This window comes from Janthinobacterium sp. BJB401, assembly GCF_013372745.1.
Classification (GTDB): Bacteria; Pseudomonadota; Gammaproteobacteria; order Burkholderiales; family Burkholderiaceae_D; genus Janthinobacterium; species Janthinobacterium rivuli.
Genome location: NZ_JABXFH010000004.1, coordinates 1 through 14,302 on the forward strand (window position 1 = coordinate 1; position 14,302 = coordinate 14,302).

General features: G+C 65.9%; 12 protein-coding genes. 7 read left to right on the forward strand and 5 right to left on the reverse strand.

What is annotated here, in order from left to right:
• Window positions 1-18 precede the first annotated feature (18 nt).
• The 3 genes from HWE17_RS04145 to HWE17_RS04155 all read right to left on the reverse strand — a co-directional run bounded on the left by HWE17_RS04145 (window position 19) and on the right by HWE17_RS04155 (window position 2,551).
• Entirely contained in the window at window positions 19-666 is a 648-nt protein-coding gene (locus HWE17_RS04145) for a response regulator transcription factor (protein ID WP_255206107.1), read from the reverse strand.
• Between the two features lie 8 nt (window positions 667-674).
• On the reverse strand, window positions 675-1,409 hold the full coding sequence (locus HWE17_RS04150) for a sensor histidine kinase (protein ID WP_176387909.1): 735 nt from the start codon (window positions 1,407-1,409) through the stop codon (window positions 675-677).
• 164 nt (window positions 1,410-1,573) lie between these two features.
• Complete coding sequence (locus HWE17_RS04155; protein WP_176387910.1) at window positions 1,574-2,551, reverse strand: alpha/beta fold hydrolase; 978 nt, start codon at window positions 2,549-2,551, stop codon at window positions 1,574-1,576.
• A 187-nt stretch (window positions 2,552-2,738) separates the two neighbouring features.
• Here HWE17_RS04155 and HWE17_RS04160 point away from each other — a divergent pair, with 187 nt between their 5' ends.
• Window positions 2,739-3,152: a DoxX family protein gene (locus tag HWE17_RS04160; protein WP_200880283.1), complete on the forward strand. Its 414-nt coding sequence runs from the start codon at window positions 2,739-2,741 to the stop codon at window positions 3,150-3,152.
• Here HWE17_RS04160 and HWE17_RS04165 read toward each other — a convergent pair.
• Complete coding sequence (locus tag HWE17_RS04165; RefSeq protein ID WP_176387911.1) at window positions 3,149-4,549, reverse strand: PLP-dependent aminotransferase family protein; 1,401 nt, start codon at window positions 4,547-4,549, stop codon at window positions 3,149-3,151. The genes HWE17_RS04160 and HWE17_RS04165 overlap by 4 nt on opposite strands.
• Before the next feature lie 331 nt (window positions 4,550-4,880).
• Here HWE17_RS04165 and HWE17_RS04170 point away from each other — a divergent pair, with 331 nt between their 5' ends.
• From HWE17_RS04170 to HWE17_RS04195, 6 genes are all read left to right on the forward strand, one after another.
• A complete protein-coding gene (locus tag HWE17_RS04170; protein WP_176387912.1) occupies window positions 4,881-5,234 on the forward strand; it encodes a YqjD family protein in 354 nt (117 codons plus the stop codon).
• A gap of 256 nt (window positions 5,235-5,490) precedes the next feature.
• On the forward strand, window positions 5,491-7,902 hold the full coding sequence (locus HWE17_RS04175) for a catalase (RefSeq protein ID WP_303624189.1): 2,412 nt from the start codon (window positions 5,491-5,493) through the stop codon (window positions 7,900-7,902).
• A 207-nt stretch (window positions 7,903-8,109) separates the two neighbouring features.
• On the forward strand, window positions 8,110-9,804 hold the full coding sequence (locus HWE17_RS04180) for an MFS transporter (RefSeq protein WP_035821724.1): 1,695 nt from the start codon (window positions 8,110-8,112) through the stop codon (window positions 9,802-9,804).
• Window positions 9,791-10,960, forward strand: a complete 1,170-nt coding sequence (locus HWE17_RS04185; RefSeq protein WP_176387913.1) for an HlyD family secretion protein — start codon at window positions 9,791-9,793, stop codon at window positions 10,958-10,960. The genes HWE17_RS04180 and HWE17_RS04185 overlap by 14 nt, the downstream gene beginning before the upstream one ends.
• Complete coding sequence (locus tag HWE17_RS04190; RefSeq protein ID WP_176387914.1) at window positions 10,957-12,351, forward strand: efflux transporter outer membrane subunit; 1,395 nt, start codon at window positions 10,957-10,959, stop codon at window positions 12,349-12,351. Before HWE17_RS04185 ends, HWE17_RS04190 begins: the two co-directional genes overlap by 4 nt.
• A gap of 91 nt (window positions 12,352-12,442) precedes the next feature.
• On the forward strand, window positions 12,443-13,183 hold the full coding sequence (locus HWE17_RS04195) for a hypothetical protein (protein WP_176387915.1): 741 nt from the start codon (window positions 12,443-12,445) through the stop codon (window positions 13,181-13,183).
• A 39-nt stretch (window positions 13,184-13,222) separates the two neighbouring features.
• On the opposite strand, the gene HWE17_RS04200 is transcribed toward HWE17_RS04195, so the two are convergent.
• Window positions 13,223-14,200: a hypothetical protein gene (locus HWE17_RS04200; RefSeq protein WP_176387916.1), complete on the reverse strand. Its 978-nt coding sequence runs from the start codon at window positions 14,198-14,200 to the stop codon at window positions 13,223-13,225.
• Window positions 14,201-14,302 lie beyond the last annotated feature (102 nt).

Below are 14,302 nucleotides of genomic sequence, written 5' to 3' on the forward strand. Positions count from 1 at the left end.
TCCCCCCGGTTCCGGCAGCTAGAACGCGCCCAGCAAGCCGCGCCGGGCGGCCACCGTGGCCGCCTCGGTGCGGCTTGATACGTTGAGCTTGGTCAAAATATTATTCACGTGAAATTTCACGGTACCCACCTCGATGCCGGCGCTGCGCGCGATCATCTTGTTGCTCTTGCCCGCGGACAGGTGCAGCAGGATGTCGTGCTCGCGTTTCGACAGGCGGTTCGCCTCGATGCGGCCGGCTTGCTGCGCCGCCAGTTCCGGCGGCAGGTAATGTCTGCCGGCGGCTACCTGGCGGATGCACTGTGTCAGTTGCAGGAAGCCGGAATCCTTCAGCAGGTAGCCGCGCGCGCCGGCGCGCAAGGCCCGGTGCACGCTGTCCTCGCCCTGGTAGGTGGTGAGGATGACGATCTTCGCTTGCGCGTCGTCCGCGCAGATGCGCTCGATCGCCTCGACGCCATGCATCTCCGGCATGTTCAAATCCATCAGCACCACGTCGGGCCGCAGCTCCCGGTACAGCTCCACGGCGGCGCGGCCCGTGCCGGCCTGGCCCAGCAGGAGGAAACCTGGGAGGGATGCGATCAGCGAGGCCAGGCCGGCCAGGATCAGCGGGTGGTCGTCGGCGATCAAGAGGGTAATCGGCGGATCGGCCAGGGGCGTGGTCATGTCCATGGTTGTCCTCATAACGCTGGCAGGGTGAAGTGGAAGACGCTGCCGTGGGACGCTCCGGGCGCATGCCACAGGCGGCCGCCATGCGCGTCGACGATGCGGCGGCAGATGGCCAGTCCCATGCCCATGCCGTCCGGCTTGCTGGAATACAGGGTATCGTACAGGCGGCCGGCCGCCTGCGGCGCGATGCCGGCGCCATTGTCGGCGATGCTGAAATGCTGCACGCCCCCATCCAGTTGCGAAGACAGCAGCACCGTGCGCGGCCGGCCGCTCGTGCCCTGCAAGGCTTCGATGGCGTTCATCAGCAGATTCAGGATGACTTGCCGGAATTGCACCGGGTCGGCGTGCAGCAGCGGGCGGCCCGGTGCCAGCTGCGTTTCCAGGTGGATGGCGTGGCGTTGCAGTGGCGCGCGCAGCAACGGCAGCAGGTCTTGCACGGCGTCGTCGGCCACAAAATGATCGTGGCTGCCCGGCGAATTGCAGGCCAGGCCGTGCACGCTGCGCAACACGGCGCTGGCATGGCTGCCGGCGCTGGCGACCAGGGCCAGCGCCGCGCGCGCCTCGTCGATGCGGGGCGGATCGTGGTCGAGCCAGCGCAAGGCGGCGTCGGTATTGAGCGCGATGGCCGCCAGCGGCTGGCGCACCTCGTGCGCGACCGATGCGGCAAATTCGTCCATGCTGCCCATGCGCTGCGCCTGCGCCAGGCTGGCGTCTTGCGTCTGAGGGAAATAATGCATGCTGGCCATCGCCGTGCTCCTGTCGCTGTCGCGGCGGATGCCGCACTGCAACAAGTATGCACGCGCCGTCAGGCAAGGCAGTTATACGAATGGGGGAGGCGGGCGGGTTTTTTATGCGGCGGAGGCGATAAACACCGCCGGGCGGGCCGGCAGTGCGGGGAGCGCAGAACGGATCAGGACTTGATAAAGGCCAGCAAGTCTTCGTTCAGGCGGTCCTTGTGGGTGGCCGGCAAGCCGTGCGGCGCGCCTTCATAGATGACCAGTTTGGCATTCTTGATGAGCTTTGCCGCAGCCTTGCCGGACGCGTCGATCGGCACGATCTGGTCGTCGCCGCCGTGCACCACCAGGGTCGGCACGGAGATTTTCTTCAGGTCGGCCGTGAAGTCCGTCTCGGAAAACTGCTTGATGCAATCGTAGGCGTTCTTGATGCCGCATTGCATGCCCTGCAGCCAGAAGGTGTCGCGCATGCCTTGCGATACCTTGTTGCCTGGACGGTTGGCGCCAAAGAACGGCACCGTCAGGTCCTTGAAAAATTGCGAGCGGTCGGCCAGCACGCCGGCGCGGATGCCGTCAAACACCGACATCGGCAAGCCGCCCGGATTCGTCTCCGACTTGACCATCTGCGGCGGCACGGCGCCCACCAGCACGGCCTTGGCCACGCGTTTTTCGCCATGGCGGCCAATATAGCGCGCCACTTCGCCGCCGCCCGTCGAATGGCCGACCAGGGTCGCGCCCTTGATGTCGAGCGCGTCGAGCAGGGTGGCCAGGTCGTCGGCGTAGGTATCCATGTCATTGCCCTGCCATGGCTGGCTGGACAGGCCGTGGCCGCGGCGGTCGTGCGCGATCACGCGGTAGCCGTGGCTGGCCAGGAACATCATCTGGTCTTCCCAGGCGTCGCCCTGCAATGGCCAGCCGTGGCTGAAGACGACGGGCGTGCCCGTGCCCCAGTCCTTGAAGTGGATGACGGTGCCGTCCTTGACGGTAACGCTATTGACGCTGAGCTTGCCCGGTGCGCTGGCGGCAGCGGCAGGCTTGGCGGCGGCGCTGGCGCCACCGGCGGCCAGCAGGCCCGCACCGGCGGCGACACCGGCGACGCTGACGAGCAGCTTGCGGCGGGAAGTGACTTCTTCGGCTTCGATTTTCTTCGACATGATGCATTTCCTTCGGGGATGGGGGAGGGCGGCCGGTTACGGCCTGGGCCAGTGATGGCATCGGCCAGTCTAGGCCTTCGCGCGCGCCGGCGCCTCTGCCAAAAGACCAGTCGCGCCCAAGTGTCCGCCTGCCTATGATGGCTGGCAGCGGCGCGCCGCGCCGACTGGCTTTCCCACTGGAGTAATCATGAAGAAAAACTCGATGGCGGCGCTGGCCGGCCCCTTTTTACCCGATGCCGGCTTGCTGTTTGCGCGCGTGGCGGGCGCGCTGCTGGTGCTGCACGTGCACGGCTTGCCCAAGCTGCTGCATTTTTCCGAGGAACTGGCGCACATCGACGACCCGCTGCACCTGGGCCGCGCCGTCACCCTGTATTGCGCCCTGTTCGCGGAAATCGTCTGCCCGCTGCTGGTCGCCGCCGGCTTGCTGACGCGCCTGGCCTGCCTGCCTTTGCTGTTCCTGCTGGGCGTATCGATGCTGCTCGTGCACCCTGACTGGAGCATCGCCGACGGCCAGTTCGGCTGGCTGCTGATCATCGTCTTCGGCACGATTGCCATCAGCGGCGCGGGCAGGTATTCGGTCGATGCGCGTTTGCGCCGTTAAATGACGAATTCCCCGTGTACGGCCGGCTTGTGCGCCAGCAGCAGCGATAATTTCTTCAATGCGCTGGCCAGGCGCGCGCGATCGCGGAGGCTGCCCAGCGAGATGCGGATGGCGTTCGGCGGGCGGCTGTCGTAGAAGGCGTCCGAGGCCGTGACGGCCACGCCCTGGGCGCGGGCCGTGGCGGCCAGTTCGCGCGAGGTCCAGTAGCTGGGCAGTGAAAACCAGACATGGATGCCGTCGCTGCGCGGGTGGCTGGCGCCGGTGAGGATGGTGCGGATGATGTCCTGGCGCGCATCCGCTTCGCTGCGCACGCCGGCCAGCAGCGCGTGCGCGGAACCGTCGTGTATCCATTGCGTCGCCAGCGCCGTCGTCAGCGGCGTGGCCATCAGGCTGAAGGACCGCAGCGCCTGCAGCAAGCGCTCGCGCAGCTGCGCGTCGGGCACCAGTGCATAGGCCATGCGCAAGCCGGGCGCCAGGCATTTCGACAGGGTGGCGATATACGACACGTGGCCAGGCGCGTAATGGGCCAGCGGGGGCGGCGCGTCGGACGCCAGCAGCCAGTACGGATCGTCCTCGATGATGTGCATGCCGCAGCGGATGGCCACTTCCGTGATGGCCAGGCGGCGCGCGGCCGGCATGGTGTGCGCCGTCGGATTTTGCAGGGTGGGATTCAGGTAGACGAGGCGCGCATGGTGCTTGCGGCTGGCTTTTTCCAGCGCCTCGGGCAGCATGCCGTCCGCATCCTTTTCCACGACGATGACCTTGCGGTTCAACTGCCCCGCCGCCGAGCGCAAGCCCGGGTACACGGCGCCTTCCGTGAGGATGGCGTCGCCGGGCCGGCTCAGGGTCAGGATCAGCGCCGCCAGCGCCGCCTGCGCGCCAGGGCAGGCCACCACGTGTTCCGCATCGACGTCGCCGAACATGGGCGCCAGCCAGACGGCGCCTGCCGCGCGATCGGCCTTGCCGCCGCCGCCCAGGTGATAGCTCATCAACAGATCGCTGTCCGTGCGCATCAGCACCTGCGCCACGCCCTGTTTCAGCAAGTCGTCAAAATCCACGCCCACCGGCGGCGGCGGGATATTCATGCTCAGGTCCAGCATCTGCGTCAATTCCACTTTCGGCGCCGCCACATAGGTGCCGCGCGCGCCATGCCCTTCCAGCAGATTGCGGCGCTTGGCTTCGTCGTAGGCGCGCGTCACCGTCGTCAGGTCGATCTGGAACAGCGCGGCCAGACTGCGCTGCGGCGGCAAGCGGTCGCCCGGGCGCAGGCTGCCATCGGACAACGCGCGCTCGAGCATGTCGGCAATCTGCAGGTAGCGCGGACCGCCGTGCTGCACGAACGGCGTGATCCACGCATGGGCCCGGCTTTCTTCTTGTATGGCTTTTGATTTGGACATTTGTTTATATGTATGGATATTGCCTCTCGCAATTATGCGGAAAATCCGCTTAAAAATCCATACATATTTGGCTTCCCCGCCCGCCCCACCAGGCCGGTGGGGATTGTTATTTCCAACAGGAATTTAAGTCTGCGCCTCAAGGTGTGGCAGCGCACGGTGGCGCGTGGCGTGGGCAGTTAAGGTAGTGCCAACAGCTTGCTGCTGATCCACTGTTTGATATGGCTCAGTCCGGCAGCGTTTAGCCGCTTCTTTTTCCCCGAAGCGAGGAGAATCATGATTCGGTCACGGCATCGAGCATGGTTGAAATTATTCACTGTTAAAGGAAACCATCATGAACGCGATTGAAAAAACCAGCTCCGATATGAACGGCACCGTCCAGGATACCCGCCAGGATTTGCACCGCACCATCGACAAGGTGGCAAGCCAGGCCCAGCCCCTGGCCGACAAGGTTGCCACGCGCGCCCATGACGGCGTGGACCAGGTGGGCGACCGCATCGGCCAGGTCAGCGACAGCGTCAACAAGGCTTCCGAACGCCTGATGGCGCGCGGCAAGCAATTGGGCGCCGCCTGCCAGCGCGCCGGCGAAACGGGCCGCGATTATGTGCGCGAGCGCCCGGCCGTGTCCCTGCTGATCGCGGCGGCCGCCGGTTATGGCCTGTCGAAACTGCTGGGCTCGCGCAAATAAGCGTAAATAAGCTTTGCGCCTGCCTGGAAGGTTTTGTCGTGGGCGCCGTTCCCTTCGCCGTCATGGCGGGGCGGGCCGGCGCCCACGCGCACAAGGTACAAGGTAGTAGCAGGCAGTAAAGGAGAGTGATGATGCGCTCCATTTTGTTGTGGTTGATCGGCATACCTATTCCCATCATTATTTTGATTGCCCTGTTCGTGCGCTGAATGAGGGAGTTGTAGCGTTCTCCCGGGGCAAACTACTCACAGGAGACGTAATGGCTACCAACAAGAAAACGCCGTCCACGGACGGTGCTGGCTCCGTCATGAGCAGCATGTCCGGCCCATCCGACAGCAATGCGCCGCACAGCTTGGGCGCGGACAACGACGTGACCCGCGCCCTGCTGCGAAAGACGGCCGCCGGCCAGCAGCTGTCCGCCGCCATGGCCGTCAATCCCAAGGAAGACGGGCAGTATGGCGAGGCGGCGCGCACGCCGCCCGAAGGCGTGCATGTGGCAACGGGCGAACCGCTGGCCACGGCCAGCACCACGGGCGAAACGCTACCTTCTCCGAAGACGGGCGCTGGCCAGCCGGCGCTGGGAGAAAATGCGCTGAATAGCTCGCTGGATGGCGCCCGTAGCGACGACAGCGGCTGCGTGCTGACGACGAACCAGGGCGTGCCCGTGGGCGACAACCAGAACTCGCTGAAGGCGGGCTTGCGCGGCCCCACCTTGATGGAAGATTTTATTTTGCGTGAAAAGCTCACGCATTTCGACCATGAGCGCATCCCCGAGCGCGTCGTGCATGCGCGCGGTTCGGCCGCCCACGGCTACTTCGAATGCTACAAGGAGCAAAGCAAGCTGACACGCGCCGCGCCGTTCGCCAGGGCGGGCAAGCGCACGCCCGTCTTCGTGCGCTTTTCCACGGTGGCCGGTGAACGCGGTTCGACCGATACGGCGCGCGACGTGCGCGGCTTTGCCGTGAAATTTTATACGGACGAGGGCAACTGGGATTTGGTCGGCAATAACATCCCCGTCTTCTTCATCCAGGATGCGATGAAGTTCCCCGACGTGGTGCATGCCGTCAAGCCCGAGCCGCACCATGGCATGCCGCAGGCGGCCAGCGCGCACGACACCTTCTGGGACTTCGCCTCGCTGTCGCCGGAAATCACGCACATGCTGATGTGGGTCATGTCGGACCGCGCCATCCCGCGCAGTTATCGGATGATGCAGGGCTTCGGCGTGCACACCTTCCGCCTCGTCAATGCCAAGGGCCAGTCCGTGTTCTGCAAATTCCACTGGTCGCCGATGGCCGGCACGCATTCGCTCGTGTGGGATGAAGCCGTCAAGATCAGCGGCGCCGATTCCGACTTCCACCGGCGCGACCTGTGGGAATCCATCGAGTGCGGAGAATACCCGGAATACGAGCTGTCGTTCCAGGTCTTCACGGAAGCGCAGGCGGAAGCGTTTCCCTTCGACGTGCTCGACCCGACCAAGCTGATTCCCGAAGAAGTCGTCCCGCTCATCCCCGTCGGGAAAATGGTCTTGAACCGCAATCCCGACAATTTTTTCGCCGAGACGGAGCAGGTAGCCTTTTGCACGGCGCACATCGTGCCCGGCATCGATTTCAGTAACGACCCGCTGCTGCAGGGACGCATCCATTCCTATGTCGATACCCAGCTGACGCGCCTGGGCGGCCCGAATTTCCACGAAATTCCCATCAATGCGCCGCTGGCGCCCGTGCACAACAACCAGCGCGACGGCATGCACCGCCAGGCCATCAACCGGGGCCGGGTCGCGTACGAGCCCAATTCGCTGGCGGGCGGCTGTCCGTTCCAGGCGGGCGCGAAGGGCTTCAACAGTTTTCCCGCTTCCGCCGAGGGCGACAAGGTGCGCGGCAAGCCCGAGAAATTCGCCGAACACTACGCCCAGGCGCGCCTGTTCTGGATCAGTCAGACGCCCGTCGAACAAGACCATATCGTGCATGCGTTCCGCTTTGAACTGAGCAAGGTGCAAACGGTGGCCATCCGCCAGCGCATCGTCGCCATGCTGCGCAACGTCGACGAGACCCTGGCGCAGCGCCTGGCCGATGGCCTGGGCCTGGCCCTGCCGCCCGCCATGCCGCGCGCCTCGCTGCAGCCGCTGCCGGCGTATCCGCCATCGCCCGCGCTGTCGCTGTTTTTCCGCCCCGGCAAGACGGGCATTCACACCCTGCGCGTGGCCATCCTGGTGGGACCGGGCAGCGATGGCGCGCAGGTGCGCAACATCTATGCCGCGCTGCTGGCCGATGGCGCCGTACCGCGCCTGGTGGGCAGCCACCTGGGGAAAGTCGACACCAGCGGCGGCGCGCCGCTCGACGTGGAAATTGCGCTTGAAGCGGGACCGTCCGTGCTGTTCGACGCCGTCGTGGTGCCGGACGGCCAGGGCGCCGTGCAGCAGCTGGCCAGCGACGCCAATGCGCTCGACTTCCTGCGCCTGCAATACCGCCACTGCAAGCCGATGCTGGCCATCGGCGCGGGCAAGGACTTGCTGGACAAGGCGGGTGTGCCGCTGACCCTGCCTGATGGCAAGCCGGATCCCGCCATCATCGTCGCGCCGTCCGGCGACCTGGCGAAAGCCGTGGCTGCGTTCAAGAAAGCGCTGGCCGCGCACCGGGCGTTTGCGCGCGAGACGGATCCGCCCCGGGTGTAATTGGCGGCATCAGCACAGGGCCGGCGCCGCCGGCCCTGTTGCCTACCCCGTTTGCGCCGCAGGCGCAACGCCATGCAACAATGTAAACAATAAAAACGTCCTGCGGTGATATGCTGCTGACTAGAACTGTTCATTTGCAACTATTTGCTTGAAGGAAGCAGAACGGCAGCAAGGAACGGCTTCAGCAAACCGGATCGCGATTACTGCATGGACAAGTACACACCTCGCACCTGGGGGCCGGGCGAACGCCCGACCTTGCCCGGGTCGCCATCGATGCCCGAACATTCGACGCCCAAGCGTGTCGCGTATTTCATCGTCGGCCTGATCGTCGCGCTGACGGGGGGGCTGGGCAACGGCCTGGTGACGGCCAATTTGCTGAACCTGCAAGGATCGCTGGCCGCCTATGCCTATCAGATGCAGTGGCTGCCGGCCGCCTACGTGATGACCATCGTCTCCATGAATCTGCTGCTGGTGAAGTTCCGCCAGCAGTTCGGCCTGCGCCTGTTCACGGAAGCGTTCCTGGTGCTGTATGCGCTCGTCACCTTCGCCCACCTGTATGCGAATACCTTGCCGTCGGCGATCGCCGTGCGCGCCGCGCATGGCATGGTGGGCGGCGCGCTCGGGGTGCTGGGGCTGTACTACACCCTGCAGGCGTTTCCCGCGCGCCACCGCCTGAAAGGCGTGGTGCTGGGCCTGGGTTTTGCCCAGCTGGCCTTGCCGCTGGCGCGCATCTTCACCTCCGAACTGCTGCAGATCGGCGAGTGGCATGGCCTGTACCTGTTCGAACTGGGACTGGCCCTGCTGGCGCTGGGCTGCGTGCTGGCCCTGAAACTGCCGCCCGGTGACCGCGTGCAGACGTTCGAGCCGCTCGATTTCCTCACTTTCATCCTGTTCGCGCCCGGCGTGGCCCTGCTGTGCGCCGTGCTGGCGCAGGGGCGCACGGCGTGGTGGATGGAATCGGAGTGGGTGGGCGTGTGCCTGGCGTGCTCCATCGTGCTGATCGCCGCGTCGCTGGCCATCGAACATAACCGCGCGCGCCCGCTGCTCAACACGCGCTGGCTCACCACGGGCAAGATCGCCAAGCTGTTTTTATCCGTGCTGCTGTTTCGCATCGTGCTGTCCGAATCGACGGGCGCCGTGGGGTTTTTGCAGGCGCTGGGCCTGAACACGGACCAGATGCAGAACCTGTTCATCGTGGTCCTGCTGGGCAGCGTGGCTGGCCTGGTGGTCAGCGCGCTGACGATCAATCCGGCCACCCTGAACCGCTCGCTGATGTTCGCGCTGCTGCTGATCGCAGCCGGCGCCCTGATCGACGCGCACGCCACCAGCCAGACGCGCCCCGTGAACATGTATGTCAGCCAGTTTCTGCTGGCCTTTGGCGGCACGTATTTCCTCGGCCCTACCATGGTGGCTGGCATGGGCGCCGTGATCGCCGAACCGCGCAACCTGGTGAGTTTTTCCGTGATGTTTACCATGACGCAGAACCTGGGCGGCTTGCTCGGTGCGGCCATCGTCGGCACCATCCAGACGGCGCGCGAAAAATACCATTCCAGCTACCTGGTCGAGCATCTCACCATGCTTGACCCGCAGGTGGCCGCGCGCGTGCAGTCGGGCGCCGCAAGCTACGGCGGCGTGCTGACGGATCCCGCCTTGCGCAGCGCCCAGGGCGTGGCACGCCTGGGCGCCATCGCCACGCGCGAAGCCAACGTGCTGGCTTACAACGACGTTTTTTTGATGATCGCAGGCGTCGCCATCGCCACCCTGATCTGGATGCTGGTCAGCCAGTCCTGGACCCGCATCACCACCGGCGCGCGCCGCCTGGTCGGCCCCGTGCGCGATGCGCAGACGGCCATGGCCATCGTCCCCATTACCAATTCGGAACCGAGCAATGACAGAAAATAACACCACGCCGCCAGTACAGCCCACCGCACCCGCACCCGCCGCCCCTTCCACGGCGCAGCCGGACCGGCGCCACCAGTGGTTGTCCGCGCTGGCCTTTGCCGCCGTGGCCCTGGTGGGCGTGCTGATCGTGCTGTACGCGTGGCGGCTGCCGCCGTTCACCAGTCCCATCGTGACGACGGAAAACGCCACCGTGCGCGGGCAGGTGACCATCATCGGCACGCAGTTGTCCGGTTATGTGGTGGAGGTGACGGTGCAGGATTTCATGGACGTCAAGGAAGGCCAGCTGCTGGTGCGCATCGATGACCGCATCTACCAGCAGCGCTACGAGCAGGCGCAGGCCCAGCTGGCCGCGCAGCAGGCGGCGCTGTCGAACTGGGCGCAGCAAAAGGCCAGCGCGCAGGCGGGCATTTCCGTCAGCGAGGCCGTGATGGCGAATGCGGAAGCGCAGGCGCGCAAGGCCAGCGCCGACCTCAATCGGGTGGAGCAGCTGGTGGCCGACGGTTCATTGTCGCAGCGCGAACACGACCAGTCGCGCGCCACGCAGGCGCAGATGGCGGCAGCGCTGGCGCAGGCGCGCGCCAATCTCGACATCGCCCAGCAAAGCGTGCATAGCGTGGTGGTCAACAAGCAGGCGCTGGAAGCGGCCGTGGCGAATGCGCAGGCGGCCGTCAAGGCGGCGAAAATCGACCTCGATAACACGCGCATCGTGGCGCCGTCCGATGGCCAGCTGGGTCAGGTGACGGTGCGCCAGGGCGCCTACGTGAATTCGGGCGCGCAGCTGATGGCGCTGGTGCCGCGCCAGATGTGGGTGATCGCCAATTTCAAGGAAACGCAGATGAATGGCGTGCAGGAAGGGCAGAGCGCCACCTTCCACGTCGACGCGCTCGACGGCGCCGTGCTGACGGGGCAGGTCGAGCGCATCTCGCCAGCCACCGGCTCCGAGTTTTCCGTGCTGCCGGCCGATAACGCGACGGGCAACTACCTCAAAATCGCCCAGCGCATTCCCGTGCGCATCCGCATCGATGCGGGGCAGGCAAATGCGCGCCGTCTCGTGCCGGGCATGTCGGTGGTGGTCAGCGTCGACACGTCGGCCATGCTGAACGACTCGGCGGAGAATCCCGCGCCGCCGCCTGCAACGAAGAAGGCCAAGCCATGAAGCGCCGTTTCCTGCTGATGGCTGGCGCGCTGGCGCTGGCCGGCTGCGCCGCCAACGCGCCGCCGCAGCCCGCATCGGCACTGCAGCTGCCATCCGGCTGGCGTGCGCAAGCCATCGGCGCACCGGCGGCGACCGAGGCCCATGTCGAGCAGCTGTGGTGGCAGGCCTTCGGTGATCCGGTCTTGAGCGACCTGGTGGGCGAGGCGCTGGCGCGCAATGGCGACTTGCGCGTGGCGCGCGCCCGCGTGCAGGAGTACCGCGCGCGCCTGGCGCAGGCCGACGCGAACCGCGCGCCCAACCTGGCCTTCGACGGTTCGCCCACGCGCACGCGCACCCTGGCGTCCAGCGGCAAGCCGTATGTGACGAACGTCTTTCAGGCGGAACTGCAGGCCAGTTATGAAATCGACGTGTGGGGCCGGCTGGCCAGTCTGAGCGATGCGGCCGGCGAGAGCTACCGCGCCGAACAGGCCAGCCTCGATGCGGCGGCCCTGTCGATCGCCGCCAGCGTGGCGACGAGCTACCTGAATCTGCGGGGACTCGACGCGCAGCTGGCGCTGACGCAATCGACCTTGCAGCTGCGCGAACAGTCGCGCGAGCTGGCGCGCAAGCAGTTCGAGGTGGGCTACAGCTCGCGCCTGGAATGGCTGCAGGCGCAATCGGAATACCATGCGGCGGCCGAACAGGTGCCGCAGCTGCAACGGCAGATATTCGAACAGGAAAACGCGCTGGCCATCCTCGTCGGCGGCAATCCCGGCCCCATCGCGCGCGGCTTGCCGCTGGCCGAGCTGGCGGCGCCCGGCGTGCCGGCCGGCCTGCCATCCGAATTGCTGCGCCGGCGGCCCGATATCGCGCGCGCGGAACACAACCTGGCGGCCGCCAGCGCCAGCCTGGCCGCCACGCGCGACCAGCTGCTGCCCTCGTTCAAGCTGACGGCCGTCGGCGGCGGGCAAGCCACGACCTTGACCGATTTCCTGCATGCGCCGACGGCCTTGTGGCGCCTGACGGCCTTGGCGGCCGGCCCGCTGTTCGATGGCGGCCGGGTGCAGGCGCAGACGGATGCGGCTGGCGCGCAGCGCGACCAGCTCGTGTACGCGTATGAAAACGTGGTGCGCAATGCTTTCGCCGAAACGGAGAACAGCCTGGGCGCCATCTACCGGCTGCGGCAGCAAGCCGTGGAAAACGATGCGCGCCGCGCGACGGCGGCGGACACCCTGCGCATCGCGCACAACCGCTACCGCAATGGCTATGCCTCGTACCTGGAAGAACTCGACGCCCAGCGCACCCTGTACAGCGCCGATGTGGGCCTTCTGCAGCTGAAGACGCGCATTCTCGTCGCTTCCGTCGACCTGTACCGCGCCATGGGCGGCGGCTGGTCGGCCAAGACGCAATAGGCGCGTCTGCACGGCGCGGCCAGTGTAATATTCTGAGCAGGGAAAGCGGCGGCATGGTGTCGGCTGCTCCCATCACGAACGAGGTCGCAGCATGACGATTTTTGGCATAGGCATCCACATCCTGATCGCGGTATTTTTTGCGATCCACGTGGTGCGCAACGGGCAGCAGCTGTACTGGCTGCTCATTTTATTCATGTTCCCGCTGCTGGGCAGCGTGGTGTATTTCTTCGCCATCTACCTGCCCAATTCGCGCCTGCCGCAAGGCGCGCGCAAGGTCGCGTCGGTGGCTGTGCAGGTGCTCGATCCGAACCGCGAATTGCGCGAGGCGAAAGCGGCCTTCGAGTACACGCCGACGGCGCAAAACCAGATGCGCCTGGCCAGCGCGCAGCTGGAAGCGGGCGATGCGCAGGAAGCGGCATCGACGTACGAAGCCTGCCTGCAGGGAGCGTTTGCATCGGATCTGGAAATTCGCCTCGGCGCGGCGCGCGCCTACCTGGAATGCGAACGGGGCGCCGAAGCGCTGACGCACCTGGAATTCATCCACCGCACGGATATCCAATTTCGTCCCGAGATGGTGTCGCTGCTGACGGCGCGCGCGCTGGCGCAAAGCGGGCGCCAGGTGGAAGCGAAGGCGGAATTCGATGACGCGCTGACGCGCTACAACAGCTTCGAGTGCCGAGCCGAGTGCGCGATCTGGGCGCTGCAGCAGGGCGACAAGGTATTGTCGGACCGCCTGCTGCTCGATATCGACAGCGCCATGGCTCGCTGGAGCAGCCATACGCGTGCCATGTATGCGCCGCTGCTGGTGCGCCTGGAGAAGGCGCGCAGGTAGCTGGCTTGCGTGGGGTCAGACCCGGCGGGTCTGACCCGATTAGACGCCAGGCACCGGGTTCTTTCCCTCGACCAGTTTGTATCCCTTGCCATCGAAGCCATAGCGCGCGTGGCCGTTCAGGGGCGTGGCGATGCGCGGCGGGTCTTCGTCCGGCTTGACCGTGACGCCGGGTTTGATCTTTTCGGAGGCGCCCTTGAAATCGATCAGCAAGTCGTCGTAGGCGCCGCCATTGCGCGCCTGCGCGAAGCGCCAGTTCCCCTTGACCATCCAGCACTCGTCCATCTCAGGCCCGCAGGCGCCCATATTGTCCGAGTACAGGTCGATGCCGCCATCGAGTGCGGTGACCTTGCCGTCGCCGATTTCAAACAGGGCCAGTTGCGTGATGGTGTAACCCTGGCCCGTATAGCCATGGCGGATCGCCAGTCCCGGCTTGTCCGCGCCCAGCATGACCCAGTGGACTTCGCCGAGCTGCCCCGACGATCCGAGGCCGGCGATGTTTTCCAGGCGTTTCACAACTTGCCACTGGCCGTCTTCCGGCTGGCCCTTGGGCGCCAGGAAAAACACGTTCAACAGTCCGGGCGAGGCATGCGCCGATTCGGCCGTTCCTTCCGTGTTGGCCGTTTCCGCATTCGCCACCAGGATGGCGCGGCCATCGGGCAGCAGCTTGTGGCTGACGGCGCTGACCACGTAACTGAGTTTGTCGACGTGGTTATCGGGATCGGACAGGTCGGCCAGCGCATCGTCGCTGTCGCTGCGGTAGTCCTTGCCGAAGACGGCGCGCATCATGCCCACCTCGCGCTCGCGCGCCTGCGGCGTGTTCATCGCTTCCGTCCTGGGGGCGGTGGCGGCCGGTGGCGGCACGTGTTCGGCCGATGCGGTGTCTGCTGCGGCAGCGGCAGCGGGGACTTCGGTGACCACGTCAGCTGCCAGGTCGGCGCTGGCGGGGGCGGTCTTGTCCGAGCAGGCGCCGAGCAGCGCGGATGCCATCAGCAGGACGAGCGGGGTACGGTAATTCATAGGCAGGGCAGATTGCGTTCATGGAGAATGGGCGCAGTATGCCAGATAGATGGCAGCGAGGGAGCGCGGCCTGGCGGCCGATCCCTCGCTTCCTTGCCCGCA